The 23,595-nt window shown below is 67.8% G+C and carries 22 protein-coding genes and 1 riboswitch; of the genes, 17 read left to right on the top strand and 5 right to left on the bottom strand.

Annotated features, from left to right (window positions below):
* Positions 1-19 precede the first annotated feature (19 nt).
* From BN3001_RS07395 to BN3001_RS07450, 12 genes are all read left to right on the top strand, one after another.
* Positions 20-2,932: a hypothetical protein gene (locus BN3001_RS07395; protein ID WP_148362973.1), complete on the top strand. Its 2,913-nt coding sequence runs from the start codon at positions 20-22 to the stop codon at positions 2,930-2,932.
* 95 nt (positions 2,933-3,027) lie between these two features.
* Positions 3,028-3,321, top strand: a complete 294-nt coding sequence (locus BN3001_RS07400; RefSeq protein WP_058271107.1) for a WXG100 family type VII secretion target — start codon at positions 3,028-3,030, stop codon at positions 3,319-3,321.
* An 86-nt stretch (positions 3,322-3,407) separates the two neighbouring features.
* Positions 3,408-8,021 carry a type VII secretion protein EssC gene (essC, locus tag BN3001_RS07405; RefSeq protein WP_058271108.1) on the top strand — a complete coding sequence of 1,538 codons (4,614 nt, stop codon included), beginning with the start codon at positions 3,408-3,410 and terminating at the stop codon, positions 8,019-8,021.
* Positions 8,018-9,310, top strand: a complete 1,293-nt coding sequence (locus tag BN3001_RS07410) for an FHA domain-containing protein (RefSeq protein WP_058271109.1) — start codon at positions 8,018-8,020, stop codon at positions 9,308-9,310. The genes essC and BN3001_RS07410 overlap by 4 nt, the downstream gene beginning before the upstream one ends.
* On the top strand, positions 9,307-9,657 hold the full coding sequence (locus BN3001_RS07415; protein WP_168163959.1) for a DUF4176 domain-containing protein: 351 nt from the start codon (positions 9,307-9,309) through the stop codon (positions 9,655-9,657). Before BN3001_RS07410 ends, BN3001_RS07415 begins: the two co-directional genes overlap by 4 nt.
* 26 nt (positions 9,658-9,683) lie before the next feature.
* Positions 9,684-9,992 (top strand): WXG100 family type VII secretion target, encoded by a 309-nt coding sequence (locus tag BN3001_RS07420; protein ID WP_058271111.1) that lies wholly within the window; start codon positions 9,684-9,686, stop codon positions 9,990-9,992.
* A gap of 51 nt (positions 9,993-10,043) precedes the next feature.
* On the top strand, positions 10,044-11,495 hold the full coding sequence (locus BN3001_RS07425; protein ID WP_058271112.1) for a hypothetical protein: 1,452 nt from the start codon (positions 10,044-10,046) through the stop codon (positions 11,493-11,495).
* A gap of 71 nt (positions 11,496-11,566) precedes the next feature.
* The gene (locus BN3001_RS07430; RefSeq protein WP_058271113.1) at positions 11,567-12,511 is read left to right on the top strand and encodes a hypothetical protein; all 945 of its coding nucleotides are present in this window, start codon (positions 11,567-11,569) and stop codon (positions 12,509-12,511) included.
* 34 nt (positions 12,512-12,545) lie between these two features.
* Positions 12,546-13,025, top strand: coding sequence for a hypothetical protein (locus tag BN3001_RS07435; RefSeq protein WP_058271114.1), 480 nt, complete (start codon positions 12,546-12,548; stop codon positions 13,023-13,025).
* A 13-nt stretch (positions 13,026-13,038) separates the two neighbouring features.
* Positions 13,039-13,377: a DUF4176 domain-containing protein gene (locus BN3001_RS07440; RefSeq protein WP_058271115.1), complete on the top strand. Its 339-nt coding sequence runs from the start codon at positions 13,039-13,041 to the stop codon at positions 13,375-13,377.
* Entirely contained in the window at positions 13,370-13,648 is a 279-nt protein-coding gene (locus tag BN3001_RS07445; RefSeq protein ID WP_058271116.1) for a hypothetical protein, read from the top strand. The genes BN3001_RS07440 and BN3001_RS07445 overlap by 8 nt, the downstream gene beginning before the upstream one ends.
* Positions 13,649-13,689: 41 nt before the next feature.
* Entirely contained in the window at positions 13,690-13,908 is a 219-nt protein-coding gene (locus tag BN3001_RS07450) for a hypothetical protein (RefSeq protein WP_058271117.1), read from the top strand.
* Positions 13,909-14,743: 835 nt separating this feature from the next.
* On the opposite strand, the gene pth is transcribed toward BN3001_RS07450, so the two are convergent.
* The 3 genes from pth to BN3001_RS07465 form a co-directional block, all read right to left on the bottom strand.
* Positions 14,744-15,340 (bottom strand): aminoacyl-tRNA hydrolase, encoded by a 597-nt coding sequence (gene pth, locus BN3001_RS07455; protein ID WP_148362974.1) that lies wholly within the window; start codon positions 15,338-15,340, stop codon positions 14,744-14,746.
* A 111-nt stretch (positions 15,341-15,451) separates the two neighbouring features.
* Positions 15,452-16,630: a phosphoribosylaminoimidazolecarboxamide formyltransferase gene (locus BN3001_RS07460; protein WP_058271118.1), complete on the bottom strand. Its 1,179-nt coding sequence runs from the start codon at positions 16,628-16,630 to the stop codon at positions 15,452-15,454.
* An 86-nt stretch (positions 16,631-16,716) separates the two neighbouring features.
* Positions 16,717-17,361, bottom strand: coding sequence for an IMP cyclohydrolase (locus tag BN3001_RS07465; RefSeq protein ID WP_058271119.1), 645 nt, complete (start codon positions 17,359-17,361; stop codon positions 16,717-16,719).
* Between the two features lie 70 nt (positions 17,362-17,431).
* Positions 17,432-17,516, bottom strand: a riboswitch (ZMP/ZTP riboswitch).
* Between the two features lie 89 nt (positions 17,517-17,605).
* Between BN3001_RS07465 and BN3001_RS07470 the strand changes: the two genes are divergently transcribed.
* From BN3001_RS07470 to BN3001_RS07490, 5 genes are all read left to right on the top strand, one after another.
* Positions 17,606-18,715 carry a DUF389 domain-containing protein gene (locus BN3001_RS07470; protein WP_058271120.1) on the top strand — a complete coding sequence of 370 codons (1,110 nt, stop codon included), beginning with the start codon at positions 17,606-17,608 and terminating at the stop codon, positions 18,713-18,715.
* Positions 18,716-18,879: 164 nt separating this feature from the next.
* The gene (locus tag BN3001_RS07475) at positions 18,880-20,016 is read left to right on the top strand and encodes a CobW family GTP-binding protein (RefSeq protein ID WP_058271121.1); all 1,137 of its coding nucleotides are present in this window, start codon (positions 18,880-18,882) and stop codon (positions 20,014-20,016) included.
* 157 nt (positions 20,017-20,173) lie between these two features.
* Positions 20,174-20,593: a peptide deformylase gene (locus BN3001_RS07480; protein ID WP_058271122.1), complete on the top strand. Its 420-nt coding sequence runs from the start codon at positions 20,174-20,176 to the stop codon at positions 20,591-20,593.
* A gap of 128 nt (positions 20,594-20,721) precedes the next feature.
* A complete protein-coding gene (locus BN3001_RS07485; RefSeq protein WP_058271123.1) occupies positions 20,722-21,597 on the top strand; it encodes an alpha/beta hydrolase-fold protein in 876 nt (291 codons plus the stop codon).
* A 176-nt stretch (positions 21,598-21,773) separates the two neighbouring features.
* Positions 21,774-22,097 carry a hypothetical protein gene (locus BN3001_RS07490; protein ID WP_058271124.1) on the top strand — a complete coding sequence of 108 codons (324 nt, stop codon included), beginning with the start codon at positions 21,774-21,776 and terminating at the stop codon, positions 22,095-22,097.
* 77 nt (positions 22,098-22,174) lie between these two features.
* Here the strand turns inward: BN3001_RS07490 and BN3001_RS07495 are convergent, their stop codons facing one another.
* Both BN3001_RS07495 and BN3001_RS07500 read right to left on the bottom strand, forming a co-directional pair.
* A complete protein-coding gene (locus BN3001_RS07495) occupies positions 22,175-22,789 on the bottom strand; it encodes a hypothetical protein (protein ID WP_058271125.1) in 615 nt (204 codons plus the stop codon).
* 63 nt (positions 22,790-22,852) lie between these two features.
* Positions 22,853-23,440, bottom strand: coding sequence for a sugar O-acetyltransferase (locus BN3001_RS07500; RefSeq protein ID WP_058271126.1), 588 nt, complete (start codon positions 23,438-23,440; stop codon positions 22,853-22,855).
* Positions 23,441-23,595: the final 155 nt, after the last annotated feature.

The raw sequence follows: 23,595 nt of genomic DNA on the forward strand, positions 1-23,595 counted from the left end.
CGGCGCCGCGGGCGTCGACGTGGCGAGCGAGGATCACAGCTCGGGCTTGGACGCGGGCTCCGTCACCGTGAGCCTCACGCGCCAGGCGGGCATGGGCGCCCAGGCCGACCGGTCAGAGGAGACGCGCAGCCTCGCGGTAGACGGCGAGGGCTGGGCCACGATCGACCTGGAAGGCGAGGGGCTCTACCGCCTGGACGACATCAAGGTCTCGGCGCGGGACCGCTACGGCAACCGCCTGGCGAGCCGCACGCTGGCAGACTATCGCGACGCCCTGCCCGAGCAGGAGCGCTCCGCCTGGGGATTCGACAGCATCCTGGTTGACCTGGGAAGCGCGGCGAGCGTCCGGACGCGGCTCGAGGACGATGAGGCGACGCCGCCCTCCGCGAAGCCCTACTACCATCGCGGCGAGGTCAGGGAGCGCGTGCTCGTGACGGACCCGTGGTTTCCCGTGTACGCGTCGCTCGCGTCGGGCGCCCCGCTCGTGACGGGCACGCTCAGCGTCCCGGGAGCCTCCGCCCCCGAGACGCTCTCGCTGTCCGTGCTGCCCCGCGACTTCACGCCCGTGGAGGGCGCCGAGAACGTGTGGGAGAGCGTCGTGAGCCTCCCGCGCGCCGACGGCGGCAAGCTCCCGCGCGAGGGTGACTACACGCTCAGATGCGAGTACGGCGGCGTCCGCAGCAAGGTGCTGGGCGACGATCCCCATACGGACGAGCAGTCCTTTGGGGTGGACTACACTGCCCCCGACCTGGGGAGCCTCACGTTCTCGCAGACGTCGCCCTTCCCCGTGCGCGAGTCGGGCGACAAGCGAGGGACGCCCTGGGGCTGGGTGTTCTCTCCGGACGGCGAGCAGGTGACGCTTGCGGTGACGGACCGGCTGTCGGGCGTCGTGGGAGAGGGCCTCTCGCTCGCCTCCCATCCCACGGGCAACGTCGCGCTGACGTTCGAGCCAGACGCCGCGGGCGGGCTCTCTCATGAGTCCGACCCGCTGGCGGGCGTCGCCTCCTTCTCGCTTTCGCAGGACGGGCAGCGCGTCGTCCTGGCGGGGTCCGCCATCACGGCCGTGGACGCGGCCGGCAACGCCGCGACCGTCGACCTCGCCGCCCTGGGGTCAAATCTTCCCGCCGACGCCCTGGGCGTGGCCGTAGACACCGAGGCGCCGGTGGTGTCCGTCTCGTATGACAACGACGACGTCCGCAACGGCCGGTACTTCAACGCCAGGCGCACCGCAACGGTGACGGTCCAGGACGCCAGCTTTGACCTCACGAAGGAGTTTGCGCCCGAGACCGTCGTCGCGTCGGGCTTCAAAGACGGCTCACAACATGCGGGCAGGACGCTTGCGGCCAAGGACTTCGAGCCGATCACGCAAGAGGACGGCACCGTCGTCTACGTGGCGACGCTCCCCTTTGACGAGGACGGCGACTGGCGCCTGTCGACCGGCTACACCGACCCTGCAGGCCATGCCTCCAACGCGACGAACGACGAGTTCACCATCGACACGGAGGCGCCCAGGCTCCAGGTGAGCTTTGACAACAACGACGTGTCCAACGCCATGTACTACAAGGCGCCCCGCACGGCCACCATCACGGTGGATGACAGGAACTTCGCGCCCCAGCTGGGCAGCATCGACGCCAGCGCCCTCCAGGCGGGCCCGGGACCCTCCGTCGGCGCCTGGTCTGAGACGCGCCCGCGCGCCACCTGGGTCGCCACGGCCTCCTTCGCTGGCGAGACGCACTATCGCCTCAAGGTGGTCGTGAGCGACCTCGCGGGCAACGTGAGCGAGGCCTATGACTCCCAGGAGTTCGTCATCGACCTGACGGCTCCCGAGGTGGCCATAACGGGCGTCCAGGACCATCACGCCTACGGCGGCGAGGCCGCCGCCGGGGCCACCTTCAAGGACACCAACCTTGACGCGCAGCTTTCCGACTACACGCTCGCGAGCGTCCGCGACGAGTACGCCTTCTGGCCGGGCAAGCAGGAGTCCGCCACTGCGACCGAGAAGGTCGTGAGCCTGGGCGACGTCCCCTACGAGAGCCCGCGAGACGACGTCTACACCCTCAAGGCGACGGCCGTCGATCTGGCCGGTAACCACGCCGAGACCCAGGCGACCTACTCCGTCAACCGCTTTGGGTCCACCTACTTCTTCGCCGACGGGTCCAAGGGGGTCCCCGGCGCGTTCATGGCCGCGCCGCAGGAGGTCGACGTGGTGGAGGTCAACGTGAGCGGCCTTGACACCTCGGGATCGAGGGTGCGCCTCTCGCAGGACGATCGCGCTCGCACGCTGTCGCCCGACGTCGACTACAGCCTGGAGGCCAACGCCCCGGACGCGGGCTGGAGCTCCACGACCTACCGGCTGCCGGCGCGGCTCTTTTCCACCGACGGGTTCTACCGCGTGACCCTCACCTCCACCGACGCGGCGGGCAACCTCTCGCAGAACACGATGGACGGCAAGGGGGAGGGCCGTGAGGGCACCTTCCCCATAGAGTTCGCCGTCGACCAGACCGCCCCCACCTCGGAGCTGGGAGGCGTGCAGGCCGGCGCCGTCTACCTTGACCCCGCCAAGGAGGCGCTGGTAGGCAGCGGCGACAACCTGGGCGTCGCCAGCGTCGAGGTCCTGCGGGACGGCGAGCGCCTGGACGGCTGGGAGGGCGCCGACGTCCAGGGCGCGACGCCCACGGTCAGGCTCCTGGCGGACGGCGCGGCCCATGACTACCGCGTCGAGGTGCGCGACAAGGCGGGCAACGTCTCGGCCAGCGACTACCGAGGGGTGGTCGTCACGGGAGACCTGCTCACGTACATCACGAGGACGCCGCGGCTCCTCGCGCTCGTCGTGGCCGCGGTCGTGGTGCTCGTGGGCGCCCTCTCGGGCGGCTCCATGCTGGCCGTCAGGTTCCGGAGGATGGGCGAGCGCTGGCGCAACCCCTTTGGGCACTAGGGCTATCGGCTCGTGACGCCCGGCGTCACGAGTTGATATAGCGGGACGACACGTCCGCATGAGGCGGCGCGTCGAGACACAGAAAGGAAGTTGCAATGGCTGGACAGATCAGGATCACCCCCGAGCAGATGCGTTCCCGTGCCAACGAGTACACCGCCGAGGCCAACAACGTCCAGGAGACCATCACCAAGATGGACTCCCTGCTGAGCGCCCTGCAGCAGGAGTGGGAGGGCGCCTCGAGCCAGGCCTACGCCCAGCGCTTCGCCGAGGTGCGTCCCGGCTTCGTGAAGGCCAAGGAGCTCATCGACGAGATCTCCGCCGCCCTCAAGCAGACCGCCCAGACCCTCGAGGAGACCGACTCCAACATCGCCAGCTCCTTCCGCGGATAGCGGAACCTCCCTCCGCTGTGGTGCGGGGTCGCACCACCCTCGGCGACCCCGCACCCTCCCCTCTGAAAGGACACGGTAAGACCGCGATGGCAGACTTGCTGCTCACTCTCGTATCGCAGGGCGTCTCGCACACCTTCTCCCTGGACCCCAGCACGCAGTCAACGGCCGACATAGGCCTTGGGTCCCCGCTGCTGCGCGTTGAGGTGCAGGGTGACGGTGCCGTGCTGAGTCCCGCCTTCGGCTATCAGGTGGTCACGGCGCAGGGGGAGGCCCTGCCCCGCGTCACGGTGCCCCTGGGGGCCGAGACGGCCCTCGGCGTCCGCTCTCTGGCCGACGACGCGCTCGCCAGCCTGTACTGCCGTCCCGCCACCGCGGGCGTCCGGCGCTTTGGCAAGCTCGGCTTCTCGTTTGACGCGAGCGTGCTCATCGGTCGCTGCCGTGAGGCCCAGCTGCGCTACGAGAGCGGCTTCGTGTCGGAGCGCCATGCCCGCCTCGACCTCAGGGGCGAGAGCTTCTCGCTCACGGACCTGGGCAGCGGCAACGGAAGCTTCGTCAACGACCGGCGCGTCGCGCCCCACCAGGCCGTCGCCCTCGTGCCGGGCGACGTGGTGCGGATCCTCGACCTGACGGTCATGGTAGGCCGCCGCCTCATCGTCCTCAACGACCCAGAGGGCCTCTCCGTGGGCGAGATTCCCGGGGCCACGGCCATCGACCACAGGCTCTTTCGCGAGGCGTGCCCTCCGGCGAGCAAGACGCGCGGGACGCTCCCGCTCTTCTTTCCCGCGCCCCGGCTCCTGCACTCCGTCCACGGCCAGCTCTTCCAGGTGGACGAGCCCCCCCATCGCAAGGTGCCCGACGACACGCCCGCCATCCTTCAGATGGGGCCCTCCTTCGTGATGGGCATGGCGTCGCTCTTCTCGGCCTCCTACGCCATCCAGAACATCGCCCAGGGCGGCAGCCTCATGAGCGGGCTGCCCTCCATCGCCATGTGCACGGCCATGCTTCTGGGCATGGTCATCTGGCCTATCGCGTCGCGCGCCTACACGAAGCGTCGCGACGAGGCCGACGAGCGCCGCCGCGAGGCGCGCTACACCGACTACCTCAACGCCATGGGCGCCCGTTTCGAGCGCGCCTGCGACGACCAGGCCGAGATCCTCAGGCTCAGGCGTACCGACGTCGGGGAGCTGATCGCGCGCACGGAGGAGCTGTCGCCCCGTCTCATGAACCGCGGCGTGGACCACGAGGACTTCATGGCGCTGAGGGTGGGCGTGGGCAACGAGCTCCTTGACGCAGACGTTCGCTGGCCCCAGCGGCGCTTCTCCATGGAGGAGGACAAGCTCCTCGACAAGGTCGCCGAGCTGGAGGACAACCCGCCGGTCGTTCATGACGTCCCCCTCTGCTTCAATCCGCGCGATCACTTCTGCGCGGGCGTCGTCGGAGCGCGCCGGGACGTGTGGGCGTTCGCTCGCGGGCTCATCGTCCAGGTGGCGTCCCTCTACAGCTACCAGGACGTCAAGGTCGTCCTCGTGGCCGACCCCGACGAGGAGGGCGAGTGGGGGTTTGCCCGCGCCATCCCGCACCTCTTTGACGACGCGGGCGCCCGTCGGCTCATCGCCTGTGACCCCGACCGCCTCATCGACGTGTTCGCGCCGCTCGAGCGCATGCTCGAGATTCGTCTGGGTCAGTCTGCGAGCGAGGCCAGGGAGGGCCCGTACTTCCTCGTGCTCTGCGCGAGCAAGGCCCTGTCCGAGCGCTCCGACACCGTGGGCAAGCTGGAGCGCCTCAGGTCTAACTTCGGCTTCTCCCTGGTGTTCTTCGGCGAGGCCCTGCGCGACCTTCCCCGCGAGTGCTCCTACGTCATCGACCTCACCGACGACGGCGTCCTGTCCGAGATGGGGGCCACCGCGCACCTGCCGGGTACCGGACGCGTGGCAGCCGGCTACGAGGGCTCGGCGCGCATGTTCGACCGTGACGACGTGGCGGGCACCATGGTGCGCTTTGACGCGGACATCCTCGTCTCGCCGGAGGAGGCCCGCCACTTTGCCCTGGGCATCGCGCGGGTGCGGCTCGACCTGCCGTCCCAACGCGTCTCCATGCCCAAGTCGCTCGGCTTCCTCGAGATGTTCGAGGCGGGCAGCGTCGGCCAGCTCAACCTGGGTCAGCGCTGGGCCGAGAACGACGCCTCGCGCACGCTTCAGACGCCCGTGGGCAAGGACGCCGCCGGCGAGCTGGCCATGCTCAACCTCCACGAGCGATCGCACGGCCCGCATGGCCTCGTGGCCGGCACCACGGGCTCGGGCAAGTCGGAGTTCATCATCACCTACATCCTCTCCCTCTGTGCCAACTACGCCCCCGACCAGGTTGCCTTCGTGCTCATAGACTACAAGGGCGGCGGCCTGGCCGGCGCGTTTGACAACGAGCGCTACCGCCTGCCGCATCTGGCCGGCACCATCACCAACCTCGACGGCGCGGCCATCTCGCGCTCGCTCGTGTCCATCAAGAGCGAGCTCAAGCGCCGTCAGGACGCCTTCAACGCCGCTCGCGACGTCACGGGCGAGGCGACGATGGACATCTACAAGTACCTGCGCTACTACCGCCAGGGGCTGCTCACGGACCCGCTCCCGCACCTCTTCATCGTCGCGGACGAGTTCGCCGAGCTCAAGCAGCAGGAGCCCGAGTTCATGGACGAGCTCATCTCGGCCGCGCGCATCGGGCGCTCCCTGGGCGTGCACCTCATCCTCGCCACGCAGAAGCCATCGGGCGTGGTCAACGACCAGATCTGGTCAAACTCGCGCTTCAAGGTCTGCCTCAAGGTGGCCGACGCCGCCGACTCCAAGGAGATGATCCGCCGTCCCGACGCCGCCGAGATAGACCGCCCGGGCAGGTACTGCATGCTCGTGGGCTACAACGAGTACTTCTGCGAGGGGCAGGCCGCGTATGCCGGGGCGCCCTACGCCCCCACGGAGGTCTTCGAGCCGCGCCGCGACGACGCCGTCGAGCTGATTGACGACATCGGTGACGTGGTGGCGTCCCTGCGTCCGCCCTCGAAGGGGAGGAAGACGTCGGAGACCTCGGAGCTCAACGCCGTGCTCGAGGGGCTGGGGCAGGCGGCGCGGCTCATGGGCAGGCAGGCCAAGCCGCTCTGGCTTCCCCCGCTCGCCACCCACATCGCGCTGAACGAGCTCATGGGCCGCTACCCGGACCTGCCGCGCTCGACGTGCTGCGCCCTCGTGGGCGAGGTGGACGACCCCGGCCGTCAGCGGCAGTTCCCCTATGTCGTCGATTTGGCCGCCTGCGGCAACCTGCTCGTCTTTGGCGCCCAGGATTCCGGGGCGGACGGCCTGGTGGCCACGCTCCTGCTCTCTCTCGCGCTGGGATATGCCCCCCATGAGGTCAGCTTCTATGCGCTCGACCTCGGGCCGGGCGTCCTCACGCCGCTCGCGACGGCGCCCCAGTGCGGCGGGGTCGTCGTGTCGGGCGACTACGCCCGCACGGAGAGCCTCCTGCGGCTGGTGCGGCGGGAGTGCGTGCGCCGTCGCGCCCTGCTCGCGCGCGCGGGCTGCACGTTCGAGGACTACAACGCCCGGTCCGAGGAGCGCCTGGGTCACGTGGTGGTGGCCCTCACCAACATCGCCGCGTTCTACGACCTCTTCGCCGAGTTCGAGGACCTTCTCATCACGCTCACGCGTGACGCGCCGCGCCTGGGTGTCCACTTCGTCGTGAGCGCGAGCTCCGCAAACGCCGCGCGGATGCGCCTGAGGGCCAACTTCTCCACGAGCATCGTCTGCGCCCTGAACGACGAGGGCGACGTCACGACCATCCTCGGCAAGAAGCCCCAGGCCGTCGTGGCGCGCCAGGACAAGCGGGGCTACGTGGTCGTGGGCAAGGAGATCTTTGAGTTCAAGGGCGCCTCCGCCGCCGCTTTCGGCGAGGTCGAGGCGGACGCGATCGCGGCGGCGCTCCATCGACGCTCCCAGGACTTCTCCGAGCGTGCCGAGATGATTCCCGTCCTGCCCGCCGCCGTGCACCCTCAGGACATGGACCTCTCCCGCCTGGGCGAGGGCATCCTGCCCGTGGGCTTCGACAAGCGGGAGATGAGGGGCGTGGGCTTCTCGTTTGCGCGCTGCCCCAGCCTGGTGCTGCTCGGCAACGACCAGGAGGGCATCTGCCGCTACCTTCTGGGCCTGCGGGCGTGCCTTGCCGCCTTTGGCGAGGTGAGCTACCTCTTCGTGGACAGCGAGTCGTATCTGGGGCAGCTTGACGACCCCTGCGTCGCCCAGGGCGCCGATGACGTGCGGGCCCGCCTGCTGGGCGTGCTGTCCGGCTATGAGCCGGTGGGCGTGCTCGTGTTCACGAGCGTCATCGAGACGATGGCCTCGCTGCCCGCCGAGGTGGCGGACCCGTTCAAGGCCTATCTCATAAAGAGCCACGGCAAGAGCGGCATGGGCATCGTCGCCGCCACGGAGGCCTGGCGCAGCAAGTCGGTGTACGACGAGTGGTACAAGGCGCTCACGGCCTACGGAAACGGCATCTGGGTGGGCAGCGGGTTTTCCGACCAGTCAACCTTCCACTACCCGCGCCTGCTGCCGGAGTATCGCGAGCCCGCCGCCCAGGACGACGGCTTCCTTGCCGTGCGTGGCGAGGTCACGGCCGTGCGCCTCGTGTCGGCGGCCGCCGAGAGGGGGCGTGACGCCCAATGAGGTTCTCGGAGCACAGGGACCGCCGAAGCGCCTCGCGCACCCTTCAGGTGGTGGCGGACAAGCGAGAGAGCCTCGAGTATGCCCAGGCCGAGTGGCTCAAGCGCCGCGAGGCCGACGTCTTCCTGCCCTTTGCGTACGACCCGGCCGCCAAGGTGCCGCGCTTCTACTATGACGTGACGGGCCTGGCCCGGCTCAAGGCCTACCTGGGGGCAAGGCTCACGAAAGAGCAGTTCCTGTGCATGCTGCGCTGCGTGTACGACGCGCTCGACCTCTGCACCACCAAGCGCTTCTCGGCCAACGCGGTGTGCCTCGATCCCGATCGCGTGTACGTCGCCGAGGGAGGGGCTCTCAGGTTTGCCTTCGTTCCCTTGGCGGGGGCGCCCGCACGGCGCGAGAGCTCCCCGCGCGCCCTCCTGAGCCATCTGGCGCGTCCGGCGAGCGTCTCGTTTGCGGACGAGGCCGACTGCCGTCACCAGCGCGCCCTGGACGACTTCGTGAGACGGACCTCGGTGCTCTCCCTCGACGCGCTCCGCGAGTTTTTGAAGGGCGAGTTCGGCGTGACGCTGGGGTCCGACGCCGCGCAGGAGGGGGTCGCCCGCGCAGGGGCGGCCATGCCTCGGATCCGGGGAGGCGTGAGGACGGGTGGGTCTGCCGCAGCCTTTGACATGGTGGGCCTTCTCTCTCGTCGTGCGTCCGCCTCGGAGGTCATGGCGTCTCAGGGTCTCTCCGCCCAGGCGGCAGACGCGATCGCGGGCGTCTCGCCCACCTGCGCCGAGCGCGTGCGCACCCGGGAGGCCGCCGCGGCCGGGGAGGCAGACGTCCCCGTCGCCGCCGAGACGCGAGAGCAGGTCGAGCCGCTCCCTGCCGCACACCATCAGACGGTCATCCTGGGACGGGGAGACGGCTCGCTTGCCTCCCGCTACGCCTCCGTCCGGCCTGACGGGCGGATACGGGTCATGCGCGAGCGCGGAGGCGTGGACCTCGAGCTTGACCTAACGACGCCCAAGGTCATCGGCCGCTCGGCCTTGGCGGACGTCGTCCTTGCGGACAACACCAACGTCAGCCGCAGCCACGCCCTCGTCGAGCGCGACGGCGGCGGCTTCTCCATTCGCGACCTCGGGTCGCTCAACGGGGTCTTCGTCCGCGGCGAGCGGCTGGCACGTGGCAGCTGCGCGCACGTGGACGTGGGCGAGCGCTTTCTCGTCGCCGACGAGGCGCTCTCTATTGTCGAGGAAGGCATCGGACGAGACATGGCGCCTGGCCGCCAGGGAAGGACGGGGATACGGTGACGGAGGAGCAACGGGAATTCACTGGTGACGACTTGGGCATCGGTACGACATATCTGCCGATTGGCTCCGTCGTGGAGCTCAAGGGCGGCGAGCGACCGCTCATGGTGGCGGCCGTCATGGCCCGCGACGGCAACTCGGGCCGGCTCTGGGACTACATGGGCTACCCCTATCCCGAGGGACGGCGCGACGTCGCCAGCGACTACTTCTTTGACGGCGACATGATCGAGAGCCTCCTGCATCTTGGCTACTTCAACGACGAGACGATGGCGTTTCAGTCCTTCCTTGCCGAGCAGGAGGGCGAGTACCGGCGGCAGCGCAAGGAGAGTCGGGGCGAGGATCGCTCGTAGCGACCAATGACGATGAGGGAGGCCTCATGGGAACCACGATCGTGTACAACAGGGACCAGGCAATCAGGACGGCGTCGCAGTACGACGGCGTCGCCAAGGACTACTGCACCATCAAGGACGCGGCACAGAAGCTGAAGTCAACTCTCTCGTCCTGGGAGGGAAAGGCGGCCACCGCCTTCAAGGACACGCTGACGGTCGCGACGCAGCAGGTCGAGACCCTCGGCGACGAGGTCTTCGATCATTCGGGCGCCATCAAGCAGGGGACGGAGTACATGGTGGCGACGGACGCCAACAGTGCCCGACAGCTCTCCATTGCGGCGCATTCTTCCAGGTAAGCCCCTCATAAGGGTGCTCAGGCAACGATGACAGAGAGAGGGTGAGCGAAGGTGCTCAAGTACAAGTACTCCGACCTGCAGACTGCAAACACCAAGATCAAGAGCATGTGCACGGGACTTTCGGGGGCCATCAGCAAGACGAAGGCGGCCAACGCGTCCTTCGTCAGCGTCCAGAAGGGCGCGTGGGCGCAGGGCGAGTCCAAGGCGAGCATCGTCATCGAGTCTCAGGCGCGTATCTTCTATGAGGCGATGAGCCAGGTCAGGACCACGTTTTCCTCGCTCGTGCCCGACGCGGCGTCGGTGCGGCAGCAACGTGACACCTTTCTGACGACGCTGGGCGGGTCCTGCCCCAATGGCGACTTCGTCTGCGTCAACCCCGACGCGCATGTGGAAACCCTCTGCACGCGGGCGACGAGCAGTCTGGACGAGCTCAACTCGAAGGTGCGAAGCGCCCAGGACGCGCTCAGCGGGCTCAAGGACCAGGGGGGCGTCCCCGGCGCCCTCTCCCAGATTCACTCGAGCGTCATGAAGGAGAAGGAGCAGCTGTCCCATGTGCGGCAGACGTGGGTGACGCTGGCCACAGGCGCGAACAAGTTTGAGTCAACGTACTCGTCCTCGCTGAAGGGCGACGCCTTCATCACGAACGACATGGTGAAAAAGGTACACAAGACCCTGGTGGCGGAATGGGACGCCTCGGGGGAGGGCAGGCTCAAGTCGTTTCTCGACAGCATCAAGGAGCTCACCACCGAGCCAAAGGTCGGCGGGCACAAGCTTCCTCTCAAGTACGCGCTCAAGGCCATCAAGGAGTATGGCAAGTACGGCCTGGGCGTCGTTGCCAAGCCCAGCACCGCGCTCTGGAGGCTCATAAGTCGCTACGGGATGAGCGCCCTGCGCGCCGATGACAGCCTGGCGAGGGGCGCCGGCTTGGAGGCTGCCCTGGTGTGGGCGATAGGCAAGCACAAAAAAGGGTACTGGAAGCAGATCGGCGAGAAGTTCGTCGGCGACGTCAACCTCTTTGGCCAGGCCAAGGAGGCCTGGGGCACCATGCGCTCGGCGTTCTCAAAGGGTGACGATGCCGCCGAGGCGATCGCGGGCTCCGGGTCCAAGCTCTCGAAGCTCGCACGTGCAGGCAAGTTTGCCTCCGGAGCCGCACGAGCCGTGGGCGTCGTCGGCGACGCGATCTCGGTGTATGACATCTTTGCCAACTCCAAGAAGGCGTTCGAGACGACGGCGGGCGACCGCACGCAGAAGACCGCTGCCGCCGTGGTCGAGGGCACGAAGGGCGCCCTGAAGTTTGGCACCGGCAAGGCCGTCGGTGCCATCGTGGGCACTTGCTTTGGCGGTCCGGTGGGAACGGCCGTGGGCATCGCCATCGGCGCGGGCGCGGACTGGGCCCTGGGCAAGGCTGCGGACTGGTTCCAGAAGAGCGGCTGGCAGCAGAAGGCGACCAACAAGGTGGCCCAGGGCATGCGTGCCATCGGGAAGTTCTTCAAAGGCCGCTAGGCCAGGTCGGGCGGGGCCAAGAAAGGTCGCATGGACTCCCCCCAAGGATTTCGGTCAAGAGAGGACAGTACATGTCATTGTTCAAGAAGCGTTCGGTTGACCTGGGGGCCCTCACCCTCGAGGAGCTGCCCTTCTCGGGAAGGGACCTGTTCGTGCTTCTCGGGGGCCTCGACACCACCCTGGTCATCAAAGCGGGGCTTGGGATGGTTCTTGAGGAGGTGCTGGAGCTCAAACCCTACGAGGACCTGTGGAAGCGCGACCTCGTGAACCGCCTCCAGCCCTCCGGCTGGGTGGACGCCGAAGGTAACCCCAACCCCGAGCTGGCGGCTGCCCTGGCCCCGCTAGGAAGCCTGGGCGTTGCCATCTCCAATGCCCGCAAGGGCGACAGCCGTACGAGGGGCGTCGTGCTTGCGGGGGACTCCGCCTGCGGCATCGTGAGGTCGGTAGGAAAGATCTTTCATCTGACGCCCTTCCCCCGCGAGAAAAAGGGCTGGGACGGCACCTTCCGCCGCATCTTTGACAAGGAGCGCTATCCGTTCTACCCGGCCGCCCGCGACTGGCATGCCACCTTCGTCGAGCCGAAGGGGGAGGACATCGCCAGCGCCTTCCTCCGCAACGACAAGGGATACATCCGCGCCTACGCCGAGCGCCGGGGCGTCGAGGCGGAGCCCCTGCTGGAGTTTGGCGGAAAGTTCGGCCTGTTCTCGAAGTTTGGCGAGCTCTACGTCGATCAGACCGTGGGCTGCGAATATGGTCCTGAATATCCCTGGAAATATGTCCCCTGCGCATCTGGCCCACGACGCCTCAGGTGGGCGTTCGTCGTGCCCTCCATCGGCGGCATATTCTCGGACTGCAGCGCCGGCCATGCGGGCGTTCCCGACCGCTGGGGAGCCGATTATGTCAAGTGGGCCAAGGAGGTAGCGTTCCTCTCCGTTGACTTCTATACGTCCGGCAGCCTGCTTGACGCCCTGTCGTCGGTGCCCCCGTACCCAGAAACCGAAAGCGAGCCCGCCTGAGGGGGTCACCCCACGGCGAGGGAGGATGTGATCGATGAGCAAGGAATACTGGCGCAGCCAGGCAAACTACTATCGCGGCAAGGTTGACTGGTGCCAGACGAACGCCAGCCAGTGGTCCCAGAAGGCCGCCGCTCTCTCGGCCCAGCTCAAGGAGCTCAAGGAGCAGCTGGCCATCGCTCGGCGCGTGAAGGCCGCCTGCGGAAAGCTGGGCCCGTCCAACGACGACGTAATACGCGCCCTGGGAAGCCTTGGATCCATGGCGGCCTCGGCGCTCGAGTGCAGCTCCTGCACCGAGGCGGCGAAGGACATCGCCAAGCCCAACGCGGGACAGATCCAAGACGCAAACGGGGCCATCGACGACGTGATAGCCCGTCTCGAGCAGCGAATCGCCGAGGTGACGGCCCAGCTTAACACGGCCAATGGCAACGTCAGCTACTTCAACGGCTGGGCGAGCAGCTACCAGGCATCCTACAACGAGGCGTATTCAAACTACCTGAGCGCCAGCGACGAATAGGGGAGAGCGACCTATGCTTACGACCAACCAGTGGCTGCCCATCGGCTCCGTCGTGCACGTGGACGGCAAGGAGGAGCTGGTGGTGATTGCCGGCTACATGCAGCAGGACGTCGAGACGGGACACCTGTGGGAGTACGTGGGTCTCAATCACCCCACCGGCTTCCTCAAGCCCGGCGACGACGTGCTGTTTGACCGCGACTCCATTGACGGGGTGGTCTTCGTGGGCCTTCAGGGCGTCCTCGAGGAGCACTGGGTGGCCGCCCTCGAGGCGACGCAGGAGTCGTTCTCAAAGGCCAAGGACGACGCCGAGGCCGCCGGCCGCCAGAAGGCCGAGGCAAGAGACGATGACTGACAAGGTCCTGCTTTCGGTGACGCTCCCCGCCACCGGCAGGAGCTATGAGTTTCGCGTGCCGCTGTGCCTGACGGTGGAGGCGGCGGCCCGGCTCATGTCGGGCATACTCGCCACGACGGAGTCGGCGCTCTACGAGGCCTCCGACGACGTCGACCTCATGTACCTGGATGAGCTGCCCGTGCGGGGCGGGCAGCTCAATCCCAACGAGACGGTCCGCGCCCTCGTCGAGCAGGGCGCGCTCGTGGATGGGAGCCATCTTGCGCTGGTATGATGTCAGGCACATGAGGTCGCGAGACGTCGAGAGGGGCATCTATGGACTGGACTAAGCTCCCGCTCATGATTGTGATCATTCTGGTGGGCACCGTGCTGGTGGCCGTGGTCGGCGGCTCCCTCATCGGCCTTATCGCTGCGGCGAGCGCCCGCAAGGACGAGCAGCGTGCGGCGGCAAGAAGGGGAGCCTCCGCGCCCTCGCCCGAGACGCCCTCGCCAGACGGCGAGGATGCGGGAGGCATGCGGGGCACGCACGACTAGCCGTCACCTGCCGGGGCGTCGCCTGCGCCTTGCGGCGACGGATGGGAAGCTGTCTATTATACAAAACTTGGGCAAGGCTGCGGACTGGTTCCAGAAGAGCGGCTGGCAGCAGAAGGCGACCAACAAGGTGGCCCAGGGCATGCGTGCCATCGGGAAGTTCTTCAAAGGCCGCTAGGCGAGGTCGGGCGGGGCCAAGAAAGGTCGCATGGACTCCCCCCAAGGATTTCGGTCAAGAGAGGACAGTACATGTCATTGTTCAAGAAGCGTTCGGTTGACCTGGGGGCCCTCACCCTCGAGGAGCTGCCCTTCTCGGGAAGGGACCTGTTCGTGCTTCTCGGGGGCCTCGACACCACCCTGGTCATCAAAGCGGGGCTTGGNACATCGAGAGGTGTATAGGAGACAGGCCCGGGCCTGCGGCGGGGGTCTCCGACCTGGCGTCGGGGGACATTCCCATAGGTCTGCGGGCCCCGCGCGCGGGCTCCTACCGGTTCCTATAGGCTCGCGGACGACGCGCACGGATTCCAATAGGTTTGCGGATGTAGTGCGCGGGTTCCTATAAGTTTGAGGACCTCTCCCGTGCAGAGCTATAGGTTTGAGGAAAAAGGGGAATTCCTACCTGGGCAAACGCCGCGACGATTCCTCAAACCCATAGGTCTGTCTCCTCCGGCCTCTCAAACCTATAGGCGCGTGGCGACGCCGCCCTCAAACGTATAGGTGCGCGGCGCCGCCGCCCTCAGGCCCAGAAGACGGCCCGCGCGGCGTGCGCTGCGGCCTCCCACCCATGTCACGCGTCGCCGACGTCAACGACCCGTCGGCGCGCAACGGCTGGAGGCTCTCATGAGCGCGTCGCCTCGACGCCCCGCGTCAGGCAGCGCTCGCACAGGCTCGCGGCGTCCTCGCAGCTGAGGCAAAGCTCGTCGCGAAGGCCTCCCTTGAGCTGGCGCAGCACGTAGTCGGCCACCTGCATGCGCCCGGGCGGGCGCCCTATGCCCACTTGCAGGCGCGCAAAGTCGCGCGTTCCCAGCTTGTCGGCAATGGAGCGCAGGCCGTTGTGGGCGTTGAGGCCTCCGCCGAGCTTGACGCGCAGCTCCCCTGCGGCAAGGTCGACCTCGTCGTGGACGACGAGCAGCTCCTGGGGCGCGATTCTCAGCTGGCGCATGAGCTTTGAGAGGGGGCCGCCGCTCGTGTTCATGTAGTCCTGGGGCTTGGCGAGCACCACCTCGCGCGCGGCGCCATCTGCGCCCGTCACGGTGACGCGGCAGGTGAGGCAGCCCGACTCGCTCTTCCAGAACGTGACGCCCGAGCGCCCGGCCAGCACGTCAATCGTGACAAACCCAACGTTGTGACGGGTGTGCTCGTACTGCGGCCCGGGGTTTCCCAGGCCGCAGACGAGGCGAATCTGTCGTTGTCGTGTTGTGGCGCTCGTGGGCACGTCGCTCCTTTGCCGGTGTTCTCTGACGGGCGTCCTCTGACGGCAGTATGGCACAGGAGGACGTCGCGCGGCGCCCTGGGCTGACGTCTGGCGCGCCGTCCTCCTTGCGTCCTAGTGATGGAAGAGTCGCATGCCCGTGAAGCACAGGACGATGCCGTGCTTGTCGGCCGTCTCGATCACGTTGTCGTCGCGAATGGAGCCGCCGGGCTCCACGATGTAGCTCACGCCGCTCTTGTGGGCGCGCTCGACGTTGTCGCCAAAGGGAAAGAACGCGTCGGATCCCAGGGTCACGCCCGTCTGCGTGGCGACCCAGGCGGCCTTCTCCTCACGGGTGAGGGGGTCGGGCCTTTGGGCAAACCACTTCTGCCACTCGCCGTCGGCCAGCACGTCGTCGTGCTCGTCCGAGATGTACACGTCAATGGCGTTGTCGCGGTTGGCGCGGCGGATGTCCTCCACAAAGCGCAGGCCCAGCACCTTGGGGTGTCGGCGCAGCCACCAGGTGTCCGCCTTGTCGCCGGCCAGGCGGGTGCAGTGGATGCGACTCTGCTGGCCCGCTCCCACGCCGATGGCCTGGCCGTCCTTGACGTAGCAGACCGAGTTTGACTGCGTGTACTTGAGCGTGATGAGCGAGACGATCATGTCCACCTTGGCGGCCTCCGGCAGGTCCTTCGAGGCGGACACGACGTTGCCAAGCAGCTCGCGGTCGATGCGAAAGTCGTTGTGACCCTGCTCGAAGGTGATGCCGAAGACGTCCTTCTGCTCGACGGGCGCGCAGCGGTAGGAGGGGTCGATCTGAACGACGTTGTAGCGCCCGCCCTTCTTGGCGCGCAAGATCTGGAGCGCCTCGTCCGTGTAGGCGGGCGCGATGACGCCGTCCGAGACCTCGTGCCTGAGGTAGCGGGCCGTGCGGGCGTCGCAGGTGTCGGAAAGGGCGGCCCAGTCGCCGTAGGAGCTCATGCGGTCGGCGCCGCGCGCGCGGATGTAGGCGCAGGCGATGGGCGAGAGCTCGCCCTCGTCATCCACGAAGTAGACCTGGCGCTCCACGTCCGAGAGGGGCGTGCCCACGGCGGCGCCGGCGGGCGAGACGTGCTTGAACGACGCCGCGGCCGGAAGGCCGGTGGCCTCGCTGAGCTCCCGCACGAGCTGCCAGGAGTTGAGGGCGTCCAGGAAGTTGATGTAGCCGGGCCGGCCGGAAAGCACCGTCACGGGCAGGTCGGACCCATCCCTCATGAAGATGCGGGAGGGCTTCTGGTTGGGGTTGCAGCCGTACTTGAGCTCGAGCTCGTTCATGGTGCCTCTCTCCTTGATGCGTGGTGGCTGGCTTGGCACGAGGCGGCCGGGGCCGCTGCGCGGACGTGTCCCGCGCAGCCGGGCCGCTAGTCGCCGAGGTTCTTGTTGTAGAGCGTCACCGTGCCCCTGACGTTGGCGTAGAGCGAGACCTTGTTGTCCTCGTCGAGGGCGTCCCAGAGCTCGTCGGGGGAGGGAAGCGTCACGGCCACGGGCTCGCCGGCAAAGCTCGGAAGTGGGTCACCGTCCGTCTGATACGTGCTGACGAAGTAGCCCACGCCTTCGTCGGCCGCCTCATAGAAGAAGAGCTCACGCAGGCAGCGCCCTGAGGCCGAGGCGGGGTCGCGCTTGAGGATGGCGAGTTCGAAGCCGCCGTCCTCGTGGATGACGGCGCTGATGCGCGGGGTGAAGTTGGGGGCGTCCGGCTCGTACGTGCGCGTCCGGCATCCGGCCCAGAGGCCGCCCGCCTGGACGATGGTGTCCGTCTGGTCGCCGTTGGTGACGACGAGGTCGCCGCCCATGCGCCGGACGGGGTGGTAGATGATGAGGCTGGGGTCCTCCATCTTGCCGGGGTCATGCGCCTCGGTGCGGATGCCGTCCTCGGTGAGGGTGAAGACGCGGTTGCGGCTGTTGGCGCTGCGCCCCATGATCCAGTAGTAGGCGCACCCCCTGCCCACCACGATGCCGCGCCCGGGGTAGGGGTTGCCCCTCAAGAGCTTGCACAGGTCCTGCACGGTGCCGTCCCTTCCTTGGTCGTATGCCCTCTGGCCCTGACGCAGAAGGCACGCCCCCCCTCTGGCGAGGGATGCGTGCCCAGACGGTCGGCAGGTCATGTCTGCGCTGCTCCACCGTGGTGTCCCACGAATCTCCGTCAGTCACAGCGCGTTCTTGTCCCCACTGTAGCACGTAGGCGGCGTCGTGGGGCGTCACTCGGCTAGAATGGGTCTGTCCGGTTGGTCGAGCATGGGGCGGAGGCACATGTCTGGTTCGGAGGGCGCGCAGGTGCGACCCGGCGCGTTGGGTCCCCTTGGACGAGCGCTCAGGGGCCTCTTTGACGTGCGCGAGGGCAGGGCGAGCTTTGACACCATCCGCGAGCGCTTCGTCAGCGGCTCTCGCCTGGACGGCCCGCACCTGTGCATCCTCATCGTCGCCATGCTCATCGCGTCGGTCGGCCTCAACACCGACTCCACTGAGGCCGTCATCGGGGCCATGCTCATCTGCCCGCTCATGGGCTCGGTGCTCGCCATCTCGTACTCCGTGGCGACGATGGACCGCCGGCTGCTGCGCGACGCGATCCTGGGTCTGATGATCCAGGTCGTCATCTGCCTGGTGACCTCGGCCCTCTACTTTGTCGTCTCGCCGCTCTCCAACCAGACCAACGAGCTCGTGGCAAACTCGAGCCCCACGGTCTGGGACATTCTCGTGGCCCTCGCCGGCGGCTTCGCGGGAGGTCTGGGCAACTCCAGGAGGCAGGAGCCCTCCACGCTCATCGCCGGCGTGGCCGTGGCGACGGCGCTCATGCCGCCGCTGTGCGCCGCGGGCTACGGCATCGCCGCGCGTGACCTCGGCACGTTTTTGCCGGCGCTCTACGAGTTCGTCATCAACGTGGTGTTCATCTCGCTCGCGGCGGAGGTCGTCCTGGTGCTGCTGCGCGTTCCCCTGCTCAGGGACCTCAACGGCGACGGCGTGGTGACCGCGGAGGAGAGCCATGAGGCGACGCGGCGGTCTCGACGCATGAGGGTCCGTCTTGCCGTCGCGACCCTGCTCCTTGCCGTGCCCGCCGTCTTCGTGAGCTCCAACGTCGTGCGAGACACGATGGCGCAGAACGACGGGTCGGTGTTCCAGAAGACGGACCAGTTTGGCGTGGGCGTGACGACGCGGGAGCTGTCCGTGGTCTGCCCCGACCTCGTCAGCTATCGGGTGGGCGTCGAGAGGGAGTCCGCGCCCGGGTCAAAGGCGGTCACGGAGAGGACCGTGGCCACGGTCACGACGTACGAGGACGTGCCCGCGGGACTCAAGACCCAGATGGAGGCTCTCATCAGGATACATGCCCCTCATCTGGACTCCGTGCGCTTCGTGGTGAGCTGACCTTTCCCCCTTGTCGTCCCGCTCGCCCCCGACGCGGCCTTTTCGCGCGCGCCTTGTGGCGAGTCGGGCGAGCGCGCGATTTGCGGCAGGGGGCCTTTTGGCCGGGGCTACAATGCACCAGACAGTCATCAAAACCACCCTTCGCGCCATCCAGGAGGAATCACATGCCACAGACGCACGCCGTCAAGGTCATCCTGCTCACGGGCTATCTCGGTGCCGGCAAGACGACCCTTCTCAACCATCTGCTCCAGAACGACGAGGGCATTCGCGCCGCCGTCATCGTCAACGACATCGGCGAGGTCAACGTGGACGCCAGCCTCATCGCAGACGGGGGCCTCTCCGAGACGGACGACCTCATCCCGCTGACCAACGGCTGCATCTGCTGCACGCTCTCCGACGACCTGGCCCGCCAGCTGCGCGCCATCGCCGACGCCGGCATCTTTGACTACGTCTTCATCGAGGCGTCGGGCGTCTGCGAGCCCATACCCATCGCCTATACGATCAGCGCCTTCTGCAAGCAGGGTGCCAGCGAGAGCGCCCCTCTGGCCCTGGACAACATCGTCGCCGTCGTCGACGCCGCCCGCATGTTCGAGGAGTTTGACGGCGGCGCCGCCCTGCTTGCCGAGGACGTTTCCGAGGACGACGTCGAGAGCCTTCTCATCCAGCAGATCGAGTTCTGCTCCACCGTCGTCCTCAACAAGGCCGACCTCGTGAGCCCCGACCAGCTCGCCGAGCTCAGGGCCCTTGTCCGCAGCCTGCAGAAGGACGCGGTCATCGTCGAGGCCGAGCGGGGGGACGTGCCCGTGGGCGAGCTTCTGAACACGGGGCGCTTTGACTTTGACGCCGCCTATCGCTCGCAGGCGTGGCAGGACGCCATGGTGCATCCCGAGGAGCACGAGAGCCCCGAGGTCCTGGAGTACGGCATCTCGACCTTCATGTACGAGCGGCGCCGCCCCTTTGACGTCGACCTGCTTGACGGTGTCGTAAGGAGCTGGTCGCCCGCCGTCATCCGGGTCAAGGGGATGCTTTGGGCCGCCCAGGACCCCGACATGTGCTACGTCTTTGAGAAGGCGGGCCGTCAGGCGAGCCTCACTGAGGGGGGCCTCTTCATGGCCTCCGCCCCCGCCGACGAGCTCGACGCGCTTCTCAAGGCCAATCCCAACGTGCTCAAGGACTGGGATCCCGTGCTGGGAGACCGCATGACGCGCCTGTGCTTCATCGGGCGGGGCATGGACCACGACGCGCTCATCAAGGATCTGGACGGCTGCCTTGTGGCCGCAGACGACGTGACGGCCGTCTGACGATCGTCATGCACGGACGCTTTGCCGTCTCGCGTGGCGGCCGCACCTGATGCCGGCCGCTCGGATCGCTCGCGCGGCGGCGCTTGTACTACACTAGCCACGACGTCCCGCGCACCGTCAGGGAGCCTCGCGTGCGCACGGCCCGAAAGGAAGACTCGTGATACAGGACCTTGTCAAGGACGAGACCACGCTCACCGCCCGCTGCGAGCGGGCGACGGCCCAGGACGCCGCAGTCGCCCAGGACCTCATCGACACCCTCTCCTCCATCGAGGACGGCGCCTGCCTAGCGGCCAACCAAATCGGCGTGACCAAGCAGGTCGCGGTCTACCTCGACGACGACAAGGTCGCCCACGTGCTCTATAACCCCCGGGTCATGATGGGCCTGGGCGCCCAGCGCGTCGAGGAGGGCTGTCTCACGCGCGACGAGGTGTCCAAGGTCACGCGCTATGCCAAGGTGAAGCTTTCCTTCGACGAGCTTGAGGACGGCGAGCTCAGGCATCGCATCCGCGACTTCTCGGGCTGGACGGCCCAGATGGTCCAGCACATGGTCGATCACTGCCAGGGCAAGCTCGTCTGAGAGAGCGCGGGGTGCCCGGCATCTTGCCCGAAGCGCGTACAATGTGAGACGAGCGGCCGATGCCTGCCATGAGGATTCCGGATGGGACGGGATTCGCATCTGCCGCATGTCGGTCACGAGGAGGACCTATGGACGTCCGGGAGCTCACCCTTCATGCCACTGCCGCGAACCGGGATCTTGACGTCGTCGTCTACGGCCGCTCCGGCCGACAGGTGCTCGCGTTTCCCGAGGGCGACTCCTCCTGTATGAGCTGGGAGAACAACGGGCTCGTGGACGCCCTCTCAGGGCTTGTGGACGAGGGTCTCGTCCAGTTGGTCTGCTTTGACTCCCTGGATGACGAGGCCTGGCATGCGCGGGGCGCCGTGGGGTCGTACCGGCTCGAGAACGTCCAGGCGTTTCTCTCCTTCGTCGAGAGGGACCTTCCTGCCGTCCTCGCCTCTCTCTCGGGCGAAACGGCCCCGACGCCCCCCATCGCCGCCGGCGTCGGCATCGGCGCTCTCAACGCCACGCTCGCGGTGCTCAGACGTCCCCAGGACTTCTCGGGCCTCGTCGCCCTCTCGGGCACCTACGACGTGAGCCGCCTGCTGGGGCAGGAGCTTGACGAGGACTGGCGCCTGCTCTCGCCCCTTGACATCGTGGCGGGACTCACGCCGCGCAAGAAGGCGACGCGCCTGTTGCGGGAGCTGCCCCTTGCCTTCGTGTGCGGGCAGGAGCCCAGCGAGACGGGCCTGGACACCCAACGGGAGCTCGAGGAGCTGCTGACGTCCAAGGGCGTCGCCGCGACCTTTGAGTACTGGGGCTATGACGTGTCCCATGACTGGTATTGGTGGCGCGAGGAGCTGTTTCAGCTGCTTCCCTGCCTTCTCGAGAAGGACGGCCTCGCCACGCGCGCGCTCGTGGCGCGGGCCTCTCGGGCGCGCCGCGCGGCCTGGCCCCTCTACCGCCCCTGGCCGGTGGGGGCGGTTGGGTTGGCAAGCACGAGGGTGCGGCCGAGCCTGAGGTGAGCCATGGGTGCTCCCGTCAAACGATGGGGGATGTCATGTGCCCATTGTAGGGGAGTGGGTCGTCTGAGAGGGTCGAGACGCGCGGGGAGGAGCTCGCGGAGGCGAGACGGGCGCTCACGAAGGCGAAGCGGGACGCCAAGGAGTGCGCCGACCGTCAGAGGCGCGAGGAGCAGGTGGTGCTCGACCGGCAGGACAGCGCCGCGAAGCTCGCCAAGTTCGCGACGGATGCCTGGGTCGAGAGGGACCGCGTCCAGGCCCTCCTGGACGACGCCATCGCCCGGGGTAACGCCGCCCAGGCCAAGGCCGACGCGGCGGCGAAGGGGCTCTCGGACGCCGAATGGATTTGCGGCGAGGCGCGCTCTCGCGCGCAGGAGGCGGTGCGCCTCAAGGACGAGGCGGCCCAGCGCGTTCAAGACGGCATCCGGGCCCTCGAGGACGCCAAGGAGGCCTGCCGGCAAGCCGACGCGGCTCTCGCCCAGATCGAGGGCGACCCCAGGTAGCAGAAGGCGCGCGGCGGCCGGCGCCCAGCGCACATCGCGCCCGTGCGGGTCGGTGGCGCGTAAGCCAGGGCGCGGACCTAGAGCGCGGGGTCGTAGGCGCGCGCGTAGAGCGTGTAGAGCCGGTCAAAGAAGTACGTGACCCCATAGGTGGCATAGATGCGATGCATGGGGCTGCCCTCCTCGGCGCCCTGGCCGATCGACAGGACCCGGTCGAAGCCGGCGTGCAGCTTGGGGTCGTCGTTGGCCGTGAGGATGACCTTGTAGGCCTCGCTGCGCTCGATGTTCGCCCGCTGGCGATGGGCGAAGCCGTTGGAGGTCGTCACGACGATGAGCAGGTCGTTCTTGCTCAGGGCCGCGATGCCGTTGGTGTCCGAGGCGCTCTCGCTGACGACGCGGACGAGCGTGCCCTCCGAGAGCATGGCCAGCCGGAACTCCCGCAGCGCCAGCGTCGAGGAGTCCGTGCAGAACAGCACCACGTGGGCGCTGGTGTGCAGGGCGCTCACGAGCGTGCTGAGCGACTCCGAGGCGCAGAGCTCGTCCACGGCGGCGTAGATGCGGGCGAGGTCGGCGCTCAGGCGCCGGCCCTGCTCGCTCTCCGCCTTGGCGTAGGCGAGGTAGTGCCTGCGCAGCATCTCGCGCTGCTCGTCGGTGATGCCGTCAGGGCGGGACAGGTCAAGGGGTGTGCTGGTCATGACGGTCTCCTGGGATGGGCTTCCTGGCCAGCGGGGTCAAAAAGCGGGGCGAGAGGGACGCACCTATTGTACGATGCTTTTCCTCACCGTAGCGGGCACGCCGGCCGCCAACGAGCGTGGGGGAACGTCTGCCGTCACGACCGAGCCTGCGGCGATGACGCAGCCCGCGCCGATCGTCACGCCGGCGAGGATGGTGACGGAGGCGCCGATCCAGCAGTCCCTCCCGATGGAGATGGGCAGCGCCCTCTCGATTCCGGCGTTGCGTCGGGAGGCGTCGAGGGGATGCGTGGCCGTGCAGAACTTGCAGCCGGGGCCGATGAAGGCATGGTCACCGACATCGATGGGTGCGCCGTCCATGAAATAGCAGCCATGGTTCACAAAGCAGCCCGTGCCGAGATGCGTGTTGCCTCCGTAGTCAAACCAGACTGGCGCGAGCAGCTCGAGGCCCTCGGGAAGGGGGTCTCCCAAGATGGCGCGAAGGGCCGCTACCTGATCGTCGCTATGGGGCACCGCGGAGTTAAAGCGGTGGCAGAGTCCCTCCATGCGTCGTCGTTCCGCCACTAGATCGGCATCGAAGTTGGCGTCATACCAGCTTCCCGCAGCCATGAGCTCGCGCTGGCTGGGCCGGTGGGGGATGGGTGTGACAGACATGTGCCTCCAGGTGGACGAGCGGGCGCAAGGAGGCGAGCCTGCCATGCCTCTCGCACGCGGGACGCCCCGGTTGGGTACCATCACCACAGCATACGACAGTCGCGCCGATGCCGCTGCGGGCATGCCCGCCGCGGCGGGCCGGCGGGCATGACGAG

The sequence above is a fragment of the Olsenella massiliensis genome (genome assembly GCF_001457795.1).
Taxonomy (GTDB): Bacteria; Actinomycetota; Coriobacteriia; order Coriobacteriales; family Atopobiaceae; genus Olsenella_F; species Olsenella_F massiliensis.

Bases quoted from the DNA above. Each gene is read 5' to 3' on its own strand.
- BN3001_RS07495 (WP_058271125.1), bottom strand. From the start codon at position 22,789: ATGACCAGCACACCCCTTGACCTGTCCCGCCCTGACGGCATCACCGAC.
- BN3001_RS07410 (WP_058271109.1), top strand. From the start codon at position 8,018: ATGAGGTTCTCGGAGCACAGGGACCGCCGAAGCGCCTCGCGCACCCTT.
- BN3001_RS07445 (WP_058271116.1), top strand. From the start codon at position 13,370: ATGACTGACAAGGTCCTGCTTTCGGTGACGCTCCCCGCCACCGGCAGG.
- BN3001_RS07485 (WP_058271123.1), top strand. From the start codon at position 20,722: ATGGACGTCCGGGAGCTCACCCTTCATGCCACTGCCGCGAACCGGGAT.
- BN3001_RS07450 (WP_058271117.1), top strand. From the start codon at position 13,690: ATGGACTGGACTAAGCTCCCGCTCATGATTGTGATCATTCTGGTGGGC.
- BN3001_RS07430 (WP_058271113.1), top strand. From the start codon at position 11,567: ATGTCATTGTTCAAGAAGCGTTCGGTTGACCTGGGGGCCCTCACCCTC.
- BN3001_RS07420 (WP_058271111.1), top strand. From the start codon at position 9,684: ATGGGAACCACGATCGTGTACAACAGGGACCAGGCAATCAGGACGGCG.
- BN3001_RS07460 (WP_058271118.1), bottom strand. From the start codon at position 16,630: ATGAACGAGCTCGAGCTCAAGTACGGCTGCAACCCCAACCAGAAGCCC.
- BN3001_RS07435 (WP_058271114.1), top strand. From the start codon at position 12,546: ATGAGCAAGGAATACTGGCGCAGCCAGGCAAACTACTATCGCGGCAAG.
- BN3001_RS07400 (WP_058271107.1), top strand. From the start codon at position 3,028: ATGGCTGGACAGATCAGGATCACCCCCGAGCAGATGCGTTCCCGTGCC.
- essC (WP_058271108.1), top strand. From the start codon at position 3,408: ATGGCAGACTTGCTGCTCACTCTCGTATCGCAGGGCGTCTCGCACACC.
- BN3001_RS07500 (WP_058271126.1), bottom strand. From the start codon at position 23,440: ATGTCTGTCACACCCATCCCCCACCGGCCCAGCCAGCGCGAGCTCATG.
- BN3001_RS07440 (WP_058271115.1), top strand. From the start codon at position 13,039: ATGCTTACGACCAACCAGTGGCTGCCCATCGGCTCCGTCGTGCACGTG.
- BN3001_RS07470 (WP_058271120.1), top strand. From the start codon at position 17,606: ATGTCTGGTTCGGAGGGCGCGCAGGTGCGACCCGGCGCGTTGGGTCCC.
- BN3001_RS07475 (WP_058271121.1), top strand. From the start codon at position 18,880: ATGCCACAGACGCACGCCGTCAAGGTCATCCTGCTCACGGGCTATCTC.